General features: G+C 68.8%; 14 protein-coding genes. 7 read left to right on the forward strand and 7 right to left on the reverse strand.

Features of this window, described 5'->3' with window-relative positions:
• The first annotated feature begins 60 nt into the window (after positions 1 to 60).
• The gene (locus tag D5041_RS14730; protein WP_010105042.1) at positions 61 to 333 is read left to right on the forward strand and encodes an SWEET family sugar transporter; all 273 of its coding nucleotides are present in this window, start codon (positions 61 to 63) and stop codon (positions 331 to 333) included.
• A gap of 23 nt (positions 334 to 356) precedes the next feature.
• Here D5041_RS14730 and D5041_RS14735 read toward each other — a convergent pair whose 3' ends face one another.
• The 5 genes from D5041_RS14735 to D5041_RS14755 form a co-directional block, all read right to left on the reverse strand.
• The gene (locus tag D5041_RS14735; protein WP_265285025.1) at positions 357 to 2,876 is read right to left on the reverse strand and encodes an ABC transporter permease; all 2,520 of its coding nucleotides are present in this window, start codon (positions 2,874 to 2,876) and stop codon (positions 357 to 359) included.
• A gap of 64 nt (positions 2,877 to 2,940) precedes the next feature.
• Positions 2,941 to 4,452, reverse strand: coding sequence for a C13 family peptidase (locus D5041_RS14740; protein WP_265285026.1), 1,512 nt, complete (start codon positions 4,450 to 4,452; stop codon positions 2,941 to 2,943).
• A 4-nt stretch (positions 4,453 to 4,456) separates the two neighbouring features.
• Positions 4,457 to 5,959 carry a C13 family peptidase gene (locus tag D5041_RS14745; RefSeq protein ID WP_265285027.1) on the reverse strand — a complete coding sequence of 501 codons (1,503 nt, stop codon included), beginning with the start codon at positions 5,957 to 5,959 and terminating at the stop codon, positions 4,457 to 4,459.
• A 109-nt stretch (positions 5,960 to 6,068) separates the two neighbouring features.
• Positions 6,069 to 6,989 (reverse strand): formate dehydrogenase accessory sulfurtransferase FdhD, encoded by a 921-nt coding sequence (locus tag D5041_RS14750; protein ID WP_265280993.1) that lies wholly within the window; start codon positions 6,987 to 6,989, stop codon positions 6,069 to 6,071.
• A 23-nt stretch (positions 6,990 to 7,012) separates the two neighbouring features.
• Positions 7,013 to 7,291: a hypothetical protein gene (locus D5041_RS14755; protein ID WP_029554327.1), complete on the reverse strand. Its 279-nt coding sequence runs from the start codon at positions 7,289 to 7,291 to the stop codon at positions 7,013 to 7,015.
• Between the two features lie 72 nt (positions 7,292 to 7,363).
• On the opposite strand from D5041_RS14755, the gene hemA reads away from it, so the two are divergent.
• From hemA to D5041_RS14780, 5 genes are all read left to right on the forward strand, one after another.
• The gene (hemA, locus tag D5041_RS14760; RefSeq protein ID WP_265285028.1) at positions 7,364 to 8,665 is read left to right on the forward strand and encodes a glutamyl-tRNA reductase; all 1,302 of its coding nucleotides are present in this window, start codon (positions 7,364 to 7,366) and stop codon (positions 8,663 to 8,665) included.
• Between the two features lie 112 nt (positions 8,666 to 8,777).
• Complete coding sequence (gene prfA, locus D5041_RS14765; protein WP_265285029.1) at positions 8,778 to 9,866, forward strand: peptide chain release factor 1; 1,089 nt, start codon at positions 8,778 to 8,780, stop codon at positions 9,864 to 9,866.
• Complete coding sequence (gene prmC / locus D5041_RS14770; RefSeq protein WP_265285030.1) at positions 9,859 to 10,722, forward strand: peptide chain release factor N(5)-glutamine methyltransferase; 864 nt, start codon at positions 9,859 to 9,861, stop codon at positions 10,720 to 10,722. The genes prfA and prmC overlap by 8 nt, the downstream gene beginning before the upstream one ends.
• A 68-nt stretch (positions 10,723 to 10,790) precedes the next feature.
• Entirely contained in the window at positions 10,791 to 11,123 is a 333-nt protein-coding gene (gene grxD / locus D5041_RS14775; protein WP_265285031.1) for a Grx4 family monothiol glutaredoxin, read from the forward strand.
• Between the two features lie 67 nt (positions 11,124 to 11,190).
• Entirely contained in the window at positions 11,191 to 11,823 is a 633-nt protein-coding gene (locus D5041_RS14780; RefSeq protein WP_265285032.1) for a LysE family translocator, read from the forward strand.
• A gap of 51 nt (positions 11,824 to 11,874) precedes the next feature.
• Here D5041_RS14780 and D5041_RS14785 read toward each other — a convergent pair whose 3' ends face one another.
• Positions 11,875 to 12,651 (reverse strand): exodeoxyribonuclease III, encoded by a 777-nt coding sequence (locus tag D5041_RS14785; protein ID WP_265285033.1) that lies wholly within the window; start codon positions 12,649 to 12,651, stop codon positions 11,875 to 11,877.
• Positions 12,648 to 12,866 (reverse strand): hypothetical protein, encoded by a 219-nt coding sequence (locus tag D5041_RS14790; protein ID WP_265285034.1) that lies wholly within the window; start codon positions 12,864 to 12,866, stop codon positions 12,648 to 12,650. Before D5041_RS14790 ends, D5041_RS14785 begins: the two co-directional genes overlap by 4 nt.
• A gap of 68 nt (positions 12,867 to 12,934) precedes the next feature.
• On the opposite strand from D5041_RS14790, the gene D5041_RS14795 reads away from it, so the two are divergent.
• Complete coding sequence (locus tag D5041_RS14795; protein WP_265285035.1) at positions 12,935 to 13,255, forward strand: addiction module antidote protein; 321 nt, start codon at positions 12,935 to 12,937, stop codon at positions 13,253 to 13,255.
• Positions 13,256 to 13,543: the final 288 nt, after the last annotated feature.

The following is a 13,543-nucleotide window of genomic DNA, read 5'->3' on the forward strand; positions in this document are numbered from 1 at the left end:
AGCGCATGCGACTGGTGATAATCCGCACGACCCCGGACCGCATCCCTCACGAGCCGCTTCATGCAAACCTCTGAACTGATTGGCTATCTGGCCGCTTCCTTCACGACCTGCAGCTTCGTTCCGCAGGCGCTGCACACCTTTCGCACGCGCGACGTGAGCGGCATCTCGCTGGGCATGTACAGCGTGTTCACGGCGGGCTTGGTGCTGTGGCTGATCTATGGGGTCACGTTGGCCGCCTGGCCCATCGTCGCGTCCAACAGCATCACGCTCGCGCTGGCCGGAACGATTCTGGGAATGAAGCTGCAGTACGGCGTGCGCCACCCGGGCGGTTGAGCGCGCCCGATCGCGCCTTCGGCTTATTCGGTGCAGCGGCGCAGCGTGTCCACCACCGGGCGCAGCAGCACCGCGCGCAGCCCCCACCAGCCGGCTGCCAGCGCGAGCACGGCCCCGGCGGCGGCGCCAGCCAGCGGCACCCAGGGCCTGATGTTCCAGCTGAAGCCAAACGCGAAACGCGCCAGCGCCCAGCCCACGGCCAGCGCCGCGGCACTCGCGAGAAAGCCCGCGAGCAGGCCGACGCCGGCGAGTTCGGCGCGCTGCACCTGGCGCAGCAGGCTGGCGCGGGCGCCCACGGCGCGCATGATCGCGTACTCGCGCGCGCGCTCCTCGCGCGTGGCGCTGACGGCGGCAAACAGCACCACCAGCCCGGCGGCGAGCGTGAAGGCAAACAGGAATTCCACCGCCCGGACGACCTGCTCCAGAACGCGCTGCAACTGGTCGATGGTGGCGCTCATGTCCACGTTCGTGACGTTCGGGAATTGGCGCACCAGCGCGTTGTCGAACCCCGGTGTGGCGGGCGCGCGGTACGCCGCGAGGTAGGTCAGCGGCACGTCCCGGAGCGCCGCCACGGGGTACATCACGAAGAAGTTCGCGCGCATGGACCCCCAGTCCACCTTGCGCAGGCTGGTGATGCGGGCCTCGTTCTGCACGCCGCCCATGTCGAAGCGCAGGCGGTCGCCCAGGTGCAGACCCAGCGTCTTGGCAAGGCCTTCCTCGACGCTCACGGCGCCTTCTTCGCCGGGCGTCCAGCGCCCCGCGACGATCGGGTTGTGCGCGGGCTGCTCGAGCGCGTTCGAGAGGTTGAACTCGCGGGCCACCAACTGCCCGGCGTGCTCGTCGGCGTAGCTGCCGGGGTCAACGGGTTTGCCGTTCACGGCAATCAGCCGGCCCCGCACCATGGGGTACCAGTCGTAGCGCGCCACCCCGCCGTCCGCGAGCGCCTGCCGGAAGGCCTGCGACTGCTCGGGCATCACGTTGATGACGAAGCGGTTCGGCGCATCCGGCGGGCTGGCCTGGCGCCAGCCGCTGATCAGATCGGTGCGCAGCAGCACCAGCAGTACCAGCGCCAGCAAGCCCAGGGCCAGGCCGCTGACCTGCAGCACGGCGTAGGCCGGGCGCGCCGCAATCTGCCGGGTCGCGAGCACCAGCCAGCGCGGCGCGGTGCGCTCGTTCACGCCCCTGCGCAGCAGCCTGAGCGCCACCCACGAGAGCCCGGCAAACAGCGCCGCGGCGCCGGCGAATCCGCCCACTGCCGTCAGGCCCAGCACCAGGTCGCGGCTCACCACCAGCAGCAGGCCCGCAAACCCGGCGACTCCCGCGGCCAGCACCGCGAGCGACGCCGGCTTGAGCCCGCCCAGGTCGCGCCGGATGACCCGCAGCGGCGGCACCCGGGCCAGTTGCAGCACCGGCGGCAGGCCGAACGCGAGCAGCAGCGTGAGCCCCATGCCCAGGCCCAGCGCAAGGGGCCACAGGCCGGGCGGCGGCAGGTCGGGGCCGATCAGGCCCGCGAGCAGCAGCACAAAGGCGTGGTGCGCGAGGTAGCCCAGCGCCGCGCCCAAGGCGCTGGCGATCAGGCCGACGAGCGCAAACTCGGTGGTGTACGCACCGGCGATGCTGCGCTGGCTCTGGCCAAGCACGCGCAGCAACGCTGCGCTGTCCAGATGCGCGGCAGCAAAGCTGCGCGCGGCCAGCGCCACGGCAACCGCGGACAGCAGCGCGGCGAGCAGGGCGACCAGGTTCATGAATTTTTCCGCGCGCTCGAGCGCCTGGCGCATTTCGGGGCGGCCGCTCTCGACCGACTCCAGGCGCAGTCCATGCACCCCGGGTTTCTTCGCTTCCGCCTCCGCCCATTCGCTGAACGTTTGGACGGCCGGCGCCGGCCCCGCCACGGCAAAGCGGTAGGACAGACGGCTCGCGGGTTGCACCAGGCCGGTCGCGGGCAGATCGTGCGCGTGGAGCATCACGCGCGGGGCAAAGCCAATGAAGCCGGTGCTCCGGTCGGGCTCGGTGACGATGATGCGCGCGATGCGCAGCTGCGCGTCGCCGAGCAGCAAGGGGTCGCCCACGGCGAGGTTCAGCGCGTCGAGCAGCGGCGCGTCCACCCACACCTGCCCGGGCGCAGGAATGTTGCGCGTGCTCTGCCCCGGCGCCCCGGGGAAATCGGCCACCGTGAGGCTGCCGCGCAGGGGGTAGCCGGGTTGCACGCTCTTGAGCGCCACCAGCCGGCTCGCGCCGCCCTGCGCGTCGCTGGCGCGCGCCATGGTCGCAAAGCCCAGCATGCTCACCGACTGCAAGCCCAGGGCCCGGGCGCGCTCGACGAAGGCCGCGGGGGTGGGGTGGTCGCTCGCCACCACGGCGTCCCCGCCGAGCAGTTGCAGGGCACCGTTGCGCAGCCCCCGCTGGTGGCGGTCGGCAAAAAAGCCCACCGCGGTGAGCGCGGCAACCGCCAGGGCGACCGCAACGATGAGCAGCCGCAAGCCGCCCGCGCGCAGGTCACGTACCAGGGTGCGCCCGCCGAGGCGCAAGAAATTCAGGTTCATGGCGCGCATCGTAGTCAGGTTCGTGGCACCCGGCGAACGCCCGGGCAGCGCATGCGGTTCGGGGTCAGGGTTTGGCGTCGCTCGCGCTGCGGACGGGGGCCGCGTCCAGGCGCTGCTCGAGCGCCTGCAACACCGGGGCGATCTGCGCGCCCACGTGGATCTGCGGGTTGGAAAAACCATCGTCCTTGCCCGCTTCGCGCTCACGCTGCGCGATCAGCGGGACGGCGTTGGCAAAGGCCTTGGTGAACGAATGCGTCTGGCGCAATTGCTCGTCGAAAACGGCCCGGCCGAAATAGGTGAGCTTCGAGCCGCTGCCGCAGCCGTAGGAAGTGTGCGTGGCGTCCGATGCCGTCATGATCAGGCTGTAATCGGTCGCCAGGGGCTCGATCCAGCCGCCCGAATAGCAGGCGGACACGGCGATCACGCGGTTGCGGATCCCCGCCGCGTCGAGCGCGGCGCGCAGCATCTCGGGCGTCACCGAGGCAACCTCCAGCGGGTCGAGCGCAGCCGTCAGTTCGTGGTCCAGCGCACCGTGCGAGGTCAGGTAGACCACGAGCAGGTCCTGCTCCCGGTCCATGCGCTGGCCCAGGGCGGCAATCGCCCGCTCCAGATTCTCTGGCGTGGCCCAGACGTGGGTGGCGGCGGTTTTTGCGTGGTTGAGCAGATGGAGCACACGGCCCCGGGCGTCGAAGCGCTCCTGCAGCAACGCGCTGACCATGCTGCTTTCGCGGCGGAACACGTTTTCCTCGGCGTACGGGGAGAACACCAGGCCATAGACGTCGACCAGGTCCGGGCGCTGCGCCGGCAGCGCATCGATCTGGCGCTTCCACAGCGCCTGTTGCTCTTCAAACACCGACTGCGAAAGCGCCATCCACGCGGAATCATCCTTGGCATCACCGGACTGCGCGGATGCCTCGGCCACGGCCCGGTGGTCCGGCAGCCAGGGCGAGTGCCATGGCAAACTCCAAAGCTGCCATAGGCGCATCCCGCTGACTGCACCCAGCACCACGAAAAGGGTCAGCGTGCGCGCAAACGAGCGGATGAAGCGCGCGCTCATCCGCGCCAGGGCCCAGAGTCCCCACACAGTGGCCACACCGTAGACCACCCAGTAGGCGATACTGCCCACGCCCCCATGCCAGCGCAGTGCGAGCCACACCAGCGAGTACAGCATCGAGGGCAGTATCGAGGCCCAAACCCACAAGACATACCAGGCGGCCAGCCTGCCCGAAGGGGTCGGTATACCGGGTGAGCGCGCCGGCGCCATGGCCCACCACGCCACCCACAGCATCAGCAAAGGGCTCCACATCGGCGCGAGCCAGCCGTGCAGGTTGAAGCGGACCGGGCCCGTCGCCTGAATCCAGGCAGCCGTCAACGACAGGGTGCTGTGGAACAGGACCAGAACCAGCAACTGCACCGGTGTCGGGCTCGCGGTCGCCGTGCGCGGCGGCAGGAACAGCGCGACGCGCAGACCTTCGCGCATCCAGACCCACAGGGGCAGGCGATCGGGCGGCTGCGCGCTTGCGGGACTCTCGGCTTGCGCGTCGGCCAGGACGCTGCCGGCGTTCAGATCGTTCATGTGCTCAGGGTTTGGCGTCGCTCGCGCTGCTGACGGGGGCCGCGTCCAGGCGCTGCTCGAGCGCCTGCAACATCGGGGCGATCTGCGCGCCCACGTGGATCTGCGGGTTGGAAAAACCATCGTCCTTGCGCGCTTCGCGCTCACGCTGCTGGATCAGCGGGACGGCGTTGGCAAAGGCCTTGGTGAACGAATGCGTCTGGCGCAATTGCTCGTCGAAAACGGCCCGGCCAAAATAGGTGAGCTTCGAGCCGTTGCCGCAGCCGTAGGAAGTGTGCGTGGCGTCCGATGCCGTCATGATCAGGCTGTAATCGGTTGCCAGGGGCTCGATCCAGCCGCCCGAATAGCAGGCGGATACGGCGATCACGCGGTTGCGGATCCCCGCCGCGTCGAGCGCTGCGCGCAGCATCGCGGGCGTCACGGGATCGACCTTCAGCGTCCCGTGCGCGGCCGTCAGTTCGTGGTTGCGCGCGCCGTGCGAGGTCAGGTAGACCACGAGCAGGTCCTGCTCCCGGTCCATGCGCTGACCCAGGGCGGCAATCGCCCGCTCCAGATTCTCTGGCGTGGCCCAGACGTGGGTGGCGGCGGTGGCTGCGTGGTTGAGCAGATGGAGCACACGGCCCTGGGCGTCGAAGCGCTCCTGCAGCAACGCGCTGACCATGCTGCTTTCGCGGCGGAACACGTTTTCCTCGGCGTACGGGGAGAACACCAGGCCATAGACATCGACCAAGTCCGGGCGCTGCGCCGGCAGCGCATCGATCTGGCGCTTCCACAGCGCCTGCTGCTCTTCAAACACCGACTGCGAAAGCGCTATCCAATCGAACGCCTCCTCTGCATCACCGGACTGCGTGGATGCTTTGGCCACGGCCTCGTGATCCGTATGCCACGGCGAATACCAGAACTGCCGCAGGCTGACCCAGGTGACCGCAGCCAGCACCACGGCAAAGACCAGCGTGCGTGCAAGCGAGCGGATGAACAGCATGCTCATCCGCACCACGATTCCGAACGTCCACGCGACGAGCACACAGTAGACCACCTGGATAACGATCCGGTCCACGTCCCCATACCACCGCACTACGGAAAACACCGGCGGATATATCAGCATGGGCGCCAGCGAGGTCCAAATCCAAAACGCATACCAAGCGACCAGCCTGCCCAGCGGAACTGGCTGGCCGGGCGAGCGCGCCGGCGCCATGGCCCACCACGCGATCCACAGCATCGGCACAGCGCTCCACATCGGCGCGAGCCATTCGCTCAGCTCGAACAGGGCCGGGCCCGCTACCAGGAGCCGGGTAGAGGCCAGCAACAGGGCTTGGCCACACAGGACCAGAACCAGCAACTGCACCGGTGTCGGGCTCGCGGTCGCCGTGCGTGGTGGCAGGAACAGCGTGGTGCGCAGGCTTTCGCGCACCCAGACCCGCAGGGGCAGGCGGTCGGGCGGCTGTGCGCTTGCGGGACTCTCGGCTTGCGCGTCCTCAGCCAGGACGCTACCGGCGTTCAGATCGTTCATGCGCGCATCGTAGCGATCCAGCCCCCTTCGCCGCGGGCCATAACCCGCAACTTGGTGCAACAGCTACCTGAGCTTGGTGCATTTGGCCATCCGGGCGGCGACCACCCGGTCAGTCCGCGGCAGGAACGATCGGCGGCCGCGCCAGTTCGGGCTGCAATACGAGCCGGTGCGCCCCGCTGTAGCAGACAAAGCGGCGGTGGGTTGCGCGCCCGATGGCGCACAGACCGAGCTGCTGCGCCAGCGTGTGGCCCATCTGCGTCATGCCGCTGCGCGAGACCACGATGGGAACGCCCATCTGCGCCGACTTGATGATCATTTCGCTGGTCAGCCGGCCCGTGGTGTAGAACACCTTGTCCGCGCCCGACATGGGCAGCTGCCCTGCCGGGTTGGCGTCGGCGCCGCCCGCTCCGGAATGCATCCACATCCAGCCTGCAATGGTGTCGATGGCGTTGTGGCGTCCCACGTCTTCGACAAAGATCAGCAACTCCTCGCCCCGGAACAGGGCGCAGGCGTGCACCGAGCCCGCAGATTTGTAGGTGCTCTCCTCGATGCGGATGGCGTTGACTATTGCGTAGAGCTGGCCCTGCGTCAGGCGCGCTGCGGGCAAGGCAATGTGCTCCACCGCGTCCATGAACCCGCCAAACATGCTGCCCTGCCCGCAGCCCGTGGTCACCACCTTGCGCGCGGTGCGCTCCTCCATGCGCGCCATGCCGTGGCGCGTGCGCACAGCGGCGGCCTGTACCTGCCAATCGACCGTCACGGATTCGACGTCGAAAACGGATTCCAGCAGGCGCTGATTGCGCAGATAGCCGAGCACCAGCAGTTCGGGCCGCGCGCCCAGCGTCATGAGCGTGACGAGCTCGCGCCGGTCCACATAGATCGTGAGCGGCCGCTCCGCGGGAAGCTGCACCTGTTCGTGCATGCCTTGCTCGTTGACCACCTCCACAAGGTGCGTGAGCGGGGCCTGGGCCCGGGTGAGGCGGGGTAGCACGGGTGGGGCGCAAGCGGGTGGTGACGCACGGCGGATCATGCGCCGAATATACGCACGCGGGCTCAGCGCTTCCAGCCGCGCAGCAAAACCCACTCGCAGCTCGCGCAGGCGAGCACCAGGGCGGCGTAGGTCGGCATCTTGCCGTCGTGCCCCCAGAGCATCAGGCCGGCGACCAAGGTGGCGACGCCGACCAGGAAAACGATGGCTGCGCGGCGCCTCCACGCAAGCGCCGCGGGCGCCCTGAACCGGATGCATCGCCCCGCGAGCGGCAGCAGCAAGGCCAGCGCGGCCGCGGGGGCGACGAAGTTGAGCAGGTGGTTGAGAACGTTCAGAAGCGTCATGAAACGGATGCCCATCAGGGCCTGACGGGACGGGAGCGGCCGGGCGGGTTGGCGATTTTATAATCGCGCACCATGGCAGTCTGGGCCCTCGGAATCAACCACACCACCGCGCCGCTCGATCTGCGCGGCCGGTTCGCGTTTGCGCTCGATCAGCTGACCCCCACGCTGCAGGGTCTGCGCCAGTCGCTCGGTAGCGCCAGCCGCCACCCCGGGGTCGAGACGGCGATCATCTCCACCTGCAACCGCACCGAGGTTTATTGCGCCGCGGGCGGGCAGTCGGCCATCGACCATGCGCTCGGCTGGCTGGCCCACAGCGGCGGCGTGAGCCCCACGCTGCTGCGCGCGCATGCCTACGCCCTGCAGGACGGCCTGGCCGCCCGCCATGCGTTTCGCGTCGCCAGCGGACTCGACTCCATGGTGCTCGGCGAGGCGCAGATCCTGGGGCAGATGAAGGACGCGGTGCGCGCCGCGGAAACCGCCGGCGCCCTGGGCACCACGCTGAACCAGCTCTTCCAGCGCAGCTTTGCGGTGGCCAAGGAGGTGCGCAGCAGCACCGCCATCGGCGCGCAGAGCATCAGCATGGCCGCGGCTGCGGTGCGGCTCGCGGGCCAGCTGTTTGAAGACCTCAGCCAAATCCGCGTGCTGTTCATCGGTGCGGGCGAGATGATCGGTTTGTGCGCCACGCACTTTGCGGCCAAGAACCCCCTGGGCATGAGCGTCGCGAACCGCACGCTCGAGCGCGGCGAAAAGCTCGCCGCGCGCTTTGGCGGCGAGGCGCTGCGCCTGGCCGATCTGCCCGAGCGCCTGCACCTGTTCGACGCCGTCGTCAGCTGCACCGCGAGCAGCCTGCCGATCATCGGCCTGGGCGCCGTGGAGCGTGCGCTCAGAAAGCGCCGCCACCGGCCCATGTTCATGGTTGACCTGGCCGTGCCGCGCGACATCGAGCCCGAAGTGAAGGCCCTGGGCGACGTCTACCTGTACACCGTGGACGACCTGGCGGGCGTGGTGCAGACCGCGCAGGCCAGCCGCCAGGCCGCCGTGGCGCAGGCCGAGGCGATCATCGACGCGCGGGTGCAAAGCTTCATGCACTGGATGGACCAGCGCAGCCCCGTGGACGGCGTGCTGTCGCTGATCCAGCAGCTCAACGCGCAGACCGACACCTGGCGCGCCGCCGAGATCGCGCGCGCCAAGAAGCGGCTCGCCCGGGGCGAGGGCGTGGACGCCGTGCTCGATGCCCTGGCGCGCGGCATGGCGCAGAAAATGCTGCACGGCACGCTGGCCGAGTTGCGCGCCAGCGACGCCCAGGTGCGCGCGCAGACGGCGCAGACCGTCGCGCGCCTGTTCCTGCGCGCGCAAAGCAAGAACGGCCTGTAGCGCTCCCCTGATTCCGCCCGCGCCGGCGCGCCTGATGGGCTCTGATCGGCGGGCAGCGCTTGAATATCCCGCAGCATTGGCTACGAATTCAGTAGCAACATGGATTCCCCGCATGAAACCCTTTCTCAGAAACCAGCTTGAGCGCCATGCCCGGCGTTTGACCGAACTCGATTTTCTGCTCTCGCGCGCCGACATCATGGCCGACATGGCGCAGTACCGCGCCATCGCGCGCGAGCATGCCGAAGTCACGCAGGTCGCGGGCCGCTACGCACGCTATCTGCAGCGCGAGGCGGACCTCGCCGGCGCGCGCCAGATGCTCGCCGACCCCGACCTGGCCGAAATGGCGCAGGAGGAAATCGCAAGCAGCCTGGCCGAATTACAGCAATTGCAGGACGCGCTGCAGTGCCTGCTGCTGCCCAAGGACCCGGACGCCGCGCGCAACGCCTTTCTGGAAATCCGCGCCGGAACGGGCGGCGACGAATCGGCCCTGTTCGCCGGCGAGCTCACGCGCATGTACACGCGCCACGCTGCGAGCGTCGGCTGGAAGGTCGAGGTGCTCAGCGAGAGCGCGGCCGAGCTCGGCGGCTGCAAGGAGACCGTTCTGCGCATCGAAGGCGAGCAGGTGTACGGCGCGCTCCAGTTCGAATCCGGCGGCCACCGCGTGCAGCGCGTTCCGGCGACCGAGACGCAGGGCCGCATCCACACCAGCGCCTGCACCGTGGCCGTGATGCCCGAGCCGGACGCGGCGCAGGCCATCGCGCTCAACCCGGCCGAACTGCGCATCGATACCTTCCGCGCCAGCGGCGCGGGCGGCCAGCACATCAACAAGACCGACTCTGCCGTGCGCGTGGTGCACCTGCCCACCGGCATCGTCGCCGAGTGCCAGGACGGCCGCAGCCAGCACGGCAACAAGGCCCGGGCGCTGCAAGTGCTGCAGGCGCGCATCCAGGAAAAGGAGCGCAGCGAGCGCGCCGCCCGGCAGGCCGCGCTGCGCAAGGGGCTGGTCGGCAGCGGCGAGCGCAGCGACCGCATCCGCACCTACAACTTCCCGCAAGGGCGCATCACCGACCACCGCATCCACCTCACGCTGTACAAGCTGCAGCAGGTGCTCGAAGGCGATCTCGGCGAACTGCTCCAGGCGCTGGCCCACGCACGCCAGGCCGAGCAGTTGCAAGAACTGGAGCGGGGCGCCGGTGCCTGAAGAAACGCCCGCGCCCCCTGCGACCCTGGCGCAGGCGCTCGCGCAGGCCCGCGCGCTGGGCCTCGAGCGCATCGACGCGCAGTGGCTGCTGCTGCACGCGCTGGGCCGCACCGACGCCGGCCGCGCCTGGCTGCTCGCGCACGACACGGACGCGCTCGACCCCGCCGCGCACGCGCGCTTCCTGGCCCTGTGCCAGCGCCGCGCAAGGGGCGAGCCCGTGGCCTACCTGACCGGGCACAAAACGTTCTACGGACTGCTGCTGGAGGTGGACGCGCGCGTGCTCGACCCCCGCCCGGACACCGAAACCCTGGTCGATTGGGCGCGCGAGGTGATCGCCCCCCTGTCCGCGCCGCGCATCGTGGACCTGGGCACCGGCAGCGGCGCCATCGCGCTGGCTCTGCGCCAACACTGCCCCGGCGCCCGGGTGCTCGCCGTGGACGCCAGCGCCGACGCGCTGGCCGTCGCCCGGGCAAATTCCGGGCGGCTCGGCCTGCCCGTGCAGTTCGCGCAGGGCGACTGGCTGCGCGCAACCCGGGGCCGGTTCGACGCCATTGTCTCCAACCCGCCCTACGTCCGCGCGCAGGACCCGCACCTCGCGGCCCTGCAGCACGAACCCCTGCAGGCCCTGGTCAGCGGCGCGGACGGCCTGCACGACATCCGCGCCATCGTGGCCCAGGCCCCCGAGCATCTCGCAGCCGGAGGCTGGCTGCTGCTCGAGCACGGCTACGACCAGGCCGCCGCCGTGCGCGCCCTGCTCACGGCCCGGGGCTTTTCCCTGGTGCAAAGCCGCAACGACCTCGCCGGCATCGCCCGCTGCACCGGCGGGCAGTGGCCTGCGGGCCAGACAATGAAATAATCCACCGCACCCGTCCCGGGCAGCGCGGCTGCCCCGGCCGCCCAGACCCCATTCCAGGAGAATTCCCCATGAACGACACCCAGCAACGCATAGACAGCCTCGTGAAATCCAGCGAAATCCTGCTGTTCATGAAGGGCAACGCCAGCTTCCCCATGTGCGGCTTTTCGGGCCGCGCCATCCAGATCCTCAAGGCCTGCGGCGTGGACCCCAAGGGCCTGACCACGGTGAACGTGCTCGAAGACGACGCGATCCGCCAGGGCATCAAGGAATACAGCCACTGGCCCACCATTCCGCAACTCTACGTGAAGGGGGAGTTCATCGGGGGGTCGGACATCATGCTGGAGATGTACGAGTCCGGGGAACTCCGGCAGGTGCTGAGCGCCCAGGCCCAGGGGGAGTGAGCCGGCGGACGCGCGGCGGTTCGGCGACCTGCTCATCGGCGCCGGCCCGGCGCGCATCACGAAAAAAATGGAACAAGCCTCGATCCTGACCTACCTGGCCGTGGTGGCCATGATGGTCCTCACGCCCGGGCCGAACCTCGCGGTCATTCTTCAGTCGGTCGCGGCGCGGGGTTGGCGGGGTGGTTTCGGCAACCTCTTCGGCATCGCGGCAGCGTTCTACTTCCACGCCCTGTGCTCGGTCATCGGCCTGACGCTGGTGCTCAGGCAGGCACCCGCGCTATTCACCGCCGTGAAAGCGCTCGGTGCCGCCTACCTGATCTACCTGGGCGCGATGAACCTGCGCATGGCATGGCGCGCGGCGGGCAGGGAGAGTGCGGCGGCACCCACCGCGGCAGCGACGCACTCCACCAAGGGAGCCTTGTTCGAGGGCTTCATGACGAATGCCCTCAACCCCAAGGTCGGGCTGTTCTACCTCGCCATCTTTCCCCAGTACATCGATCCGAACGAATCGGTATACGCGAAGTCCCTGCTGCTGGTGACGATTCACGCCTCCTTCGCGTTCGGCTGGTATGCGCTGCTCATCGTCGGCTTCGATCGCTACCGCAGGCGCATGGGCACGAGCAAATCCATGGTCATCGCGGCACGCCTGGTGATTGCCACCGTGCTGATCGGCCTGGGGCTGAAAGTCTTGATCACCTGAGGCAGGCGGCCCGCGCAGGCCCTGTCGGGCGGAACCTGAGACCCGCAGTTCTCAATGCAGGCTGAGCACCACCGGCGCGTGGTCGCTGGGCTGCGGGTTCTTGCGCGGGGCGCGGTCCACCACGCAGGCGTTCACGCTGCTGCGCAGCGCATCGCTCACCAGAATATGGTCGATGCGCAAGCCCCGGTTCTTCTGGAAACCCAGCATGCGGTAGTCCCACCACGAGTAGCTGTTCTCGGGCTGCTCGAACATGCGGAAGGCGTCCGTCAGCCCCAGCGCCAGCAGGGCCTGGAAATGCGCGCGCTCTTCGCTGGTGTGGTGAATGGTCTCGCGCAGGCCCTCGGGGTCGAAGGAGTCGCGGTCCTGCGGCGCCACGTTGAAGTCGCCCGCGAGCACCAGCCGCGGGTGCGCCGCCAGTTCGGCGCGCACCATGTCCTGCAGCGCCTGCAACCAGCGCAGCTTGTAGGCAAATTTTTCCGAGCCAGGCGCCTGCCCGTTGACGAAGTAAGCATTCAGCAGGCGCAGCGGCCCCGTGGGCAGGTCCAGCGTGGCCGTGATGGTGCGCGCCTGCTCGTCGCCAAAGGCCGGGATGTTGCGCACCACCGCGTGCAACGGGTGGCGGCTCAGGATCGCGACGCCGTTGTAGGTCCTTTGCCCGAACGCGGCCGCCTCGTAGCCCGCCTCCTTCAGCGCGGCGTGCGGAAACTTGTCGTCGCTGAGCTTGAGCTCCTGCAGGCACAGCGCGTCCACCGGGTGCGCGGCCAACCAGGCCAGCACCTGGGGCAGGCGCACCGTCAGGGAGTTCACGTTCCAGGTGGCAATCTTCATGGTTCAAGCGTTTTCTTTTTGATTTCAGGTACTTGCTGCGTGGATGTGCCAGCACCATGGTGTTGGCGGGGGGCCTTGTTCCGCGCAATCATAGTGTGGGTGCTGTCGGCCGTGATGCCGCTGGAACGCTTGTCGATCTGCGCCAGATCAAGCGGGCTTTCCTTGACCGGGCGGTAGATGGTCGAACGGGACACCCCCGGCTTGGCCTCGGCCACGTTGATGCAAATATCAAGCGTGCCAAGGAACTGGCCGCGATGCTGAAGAAATTACAGGAGAAACGGCAATGAGCAAGAAGCAACGCATCATCGATGTGGACAAACTGCCCGTGTTTGACGCCAGTGAATATCTGAACAGCGAGGAAGCCATGGCGGCATACCTGACCGACATTCTTGAAGCAAACGATACCGGCCTGCTGGCCGCCGCGCTCGGCGATATCGCCCGCGCTCGCGGCATGACGGAAATCGCCAAGGCCGCAGGCATCACGCGAGAAGCTCTGTACAGGGCTTTGCGGCATGAAAGCGAGCCGCGTTTCGAGACCATTAGCCGTGTTTGCACCGCGCTCGGCGTGCGGCTGGTTGCCCAACCTCTTGCCGTAGCAGCCTGACCGGACATGTGGCCCGAACACACCGGGTGCTGACGGACCCAGCCTGTGCAAGCACGACCCGAGCCCCCTCGATAGGCGCGGCGCGGGTGCGGGATCGTCCACCACCGCTTGCGTCCCGCAAGTATTCCTGCGCGCCGGGGCCAGCGCCCTCGCAAAAATCCCTGCTCACCGCGCTACGCCTGCATGCGCCCCGGCTTCTGAAGCTCAGCGCTACGACAGGTTGGAGCGTCGCTTGGCCATGCCAGGGACCGCCCCCACTCCGCCACGCGCCGGGCCGATAAGGGCCAG

The organism is Verminephrobacter aporrectodeae subsp. tuberculatae, assembly GCF_026127385.1.
Classification (GTDB): domain Bacteria; phylum Pseudomonadota; class Gammaproteobacteria; order Burkholderiales; family Burkholderiaceae_C; genus Acidovorax; species Acidovorax aporrectodeae.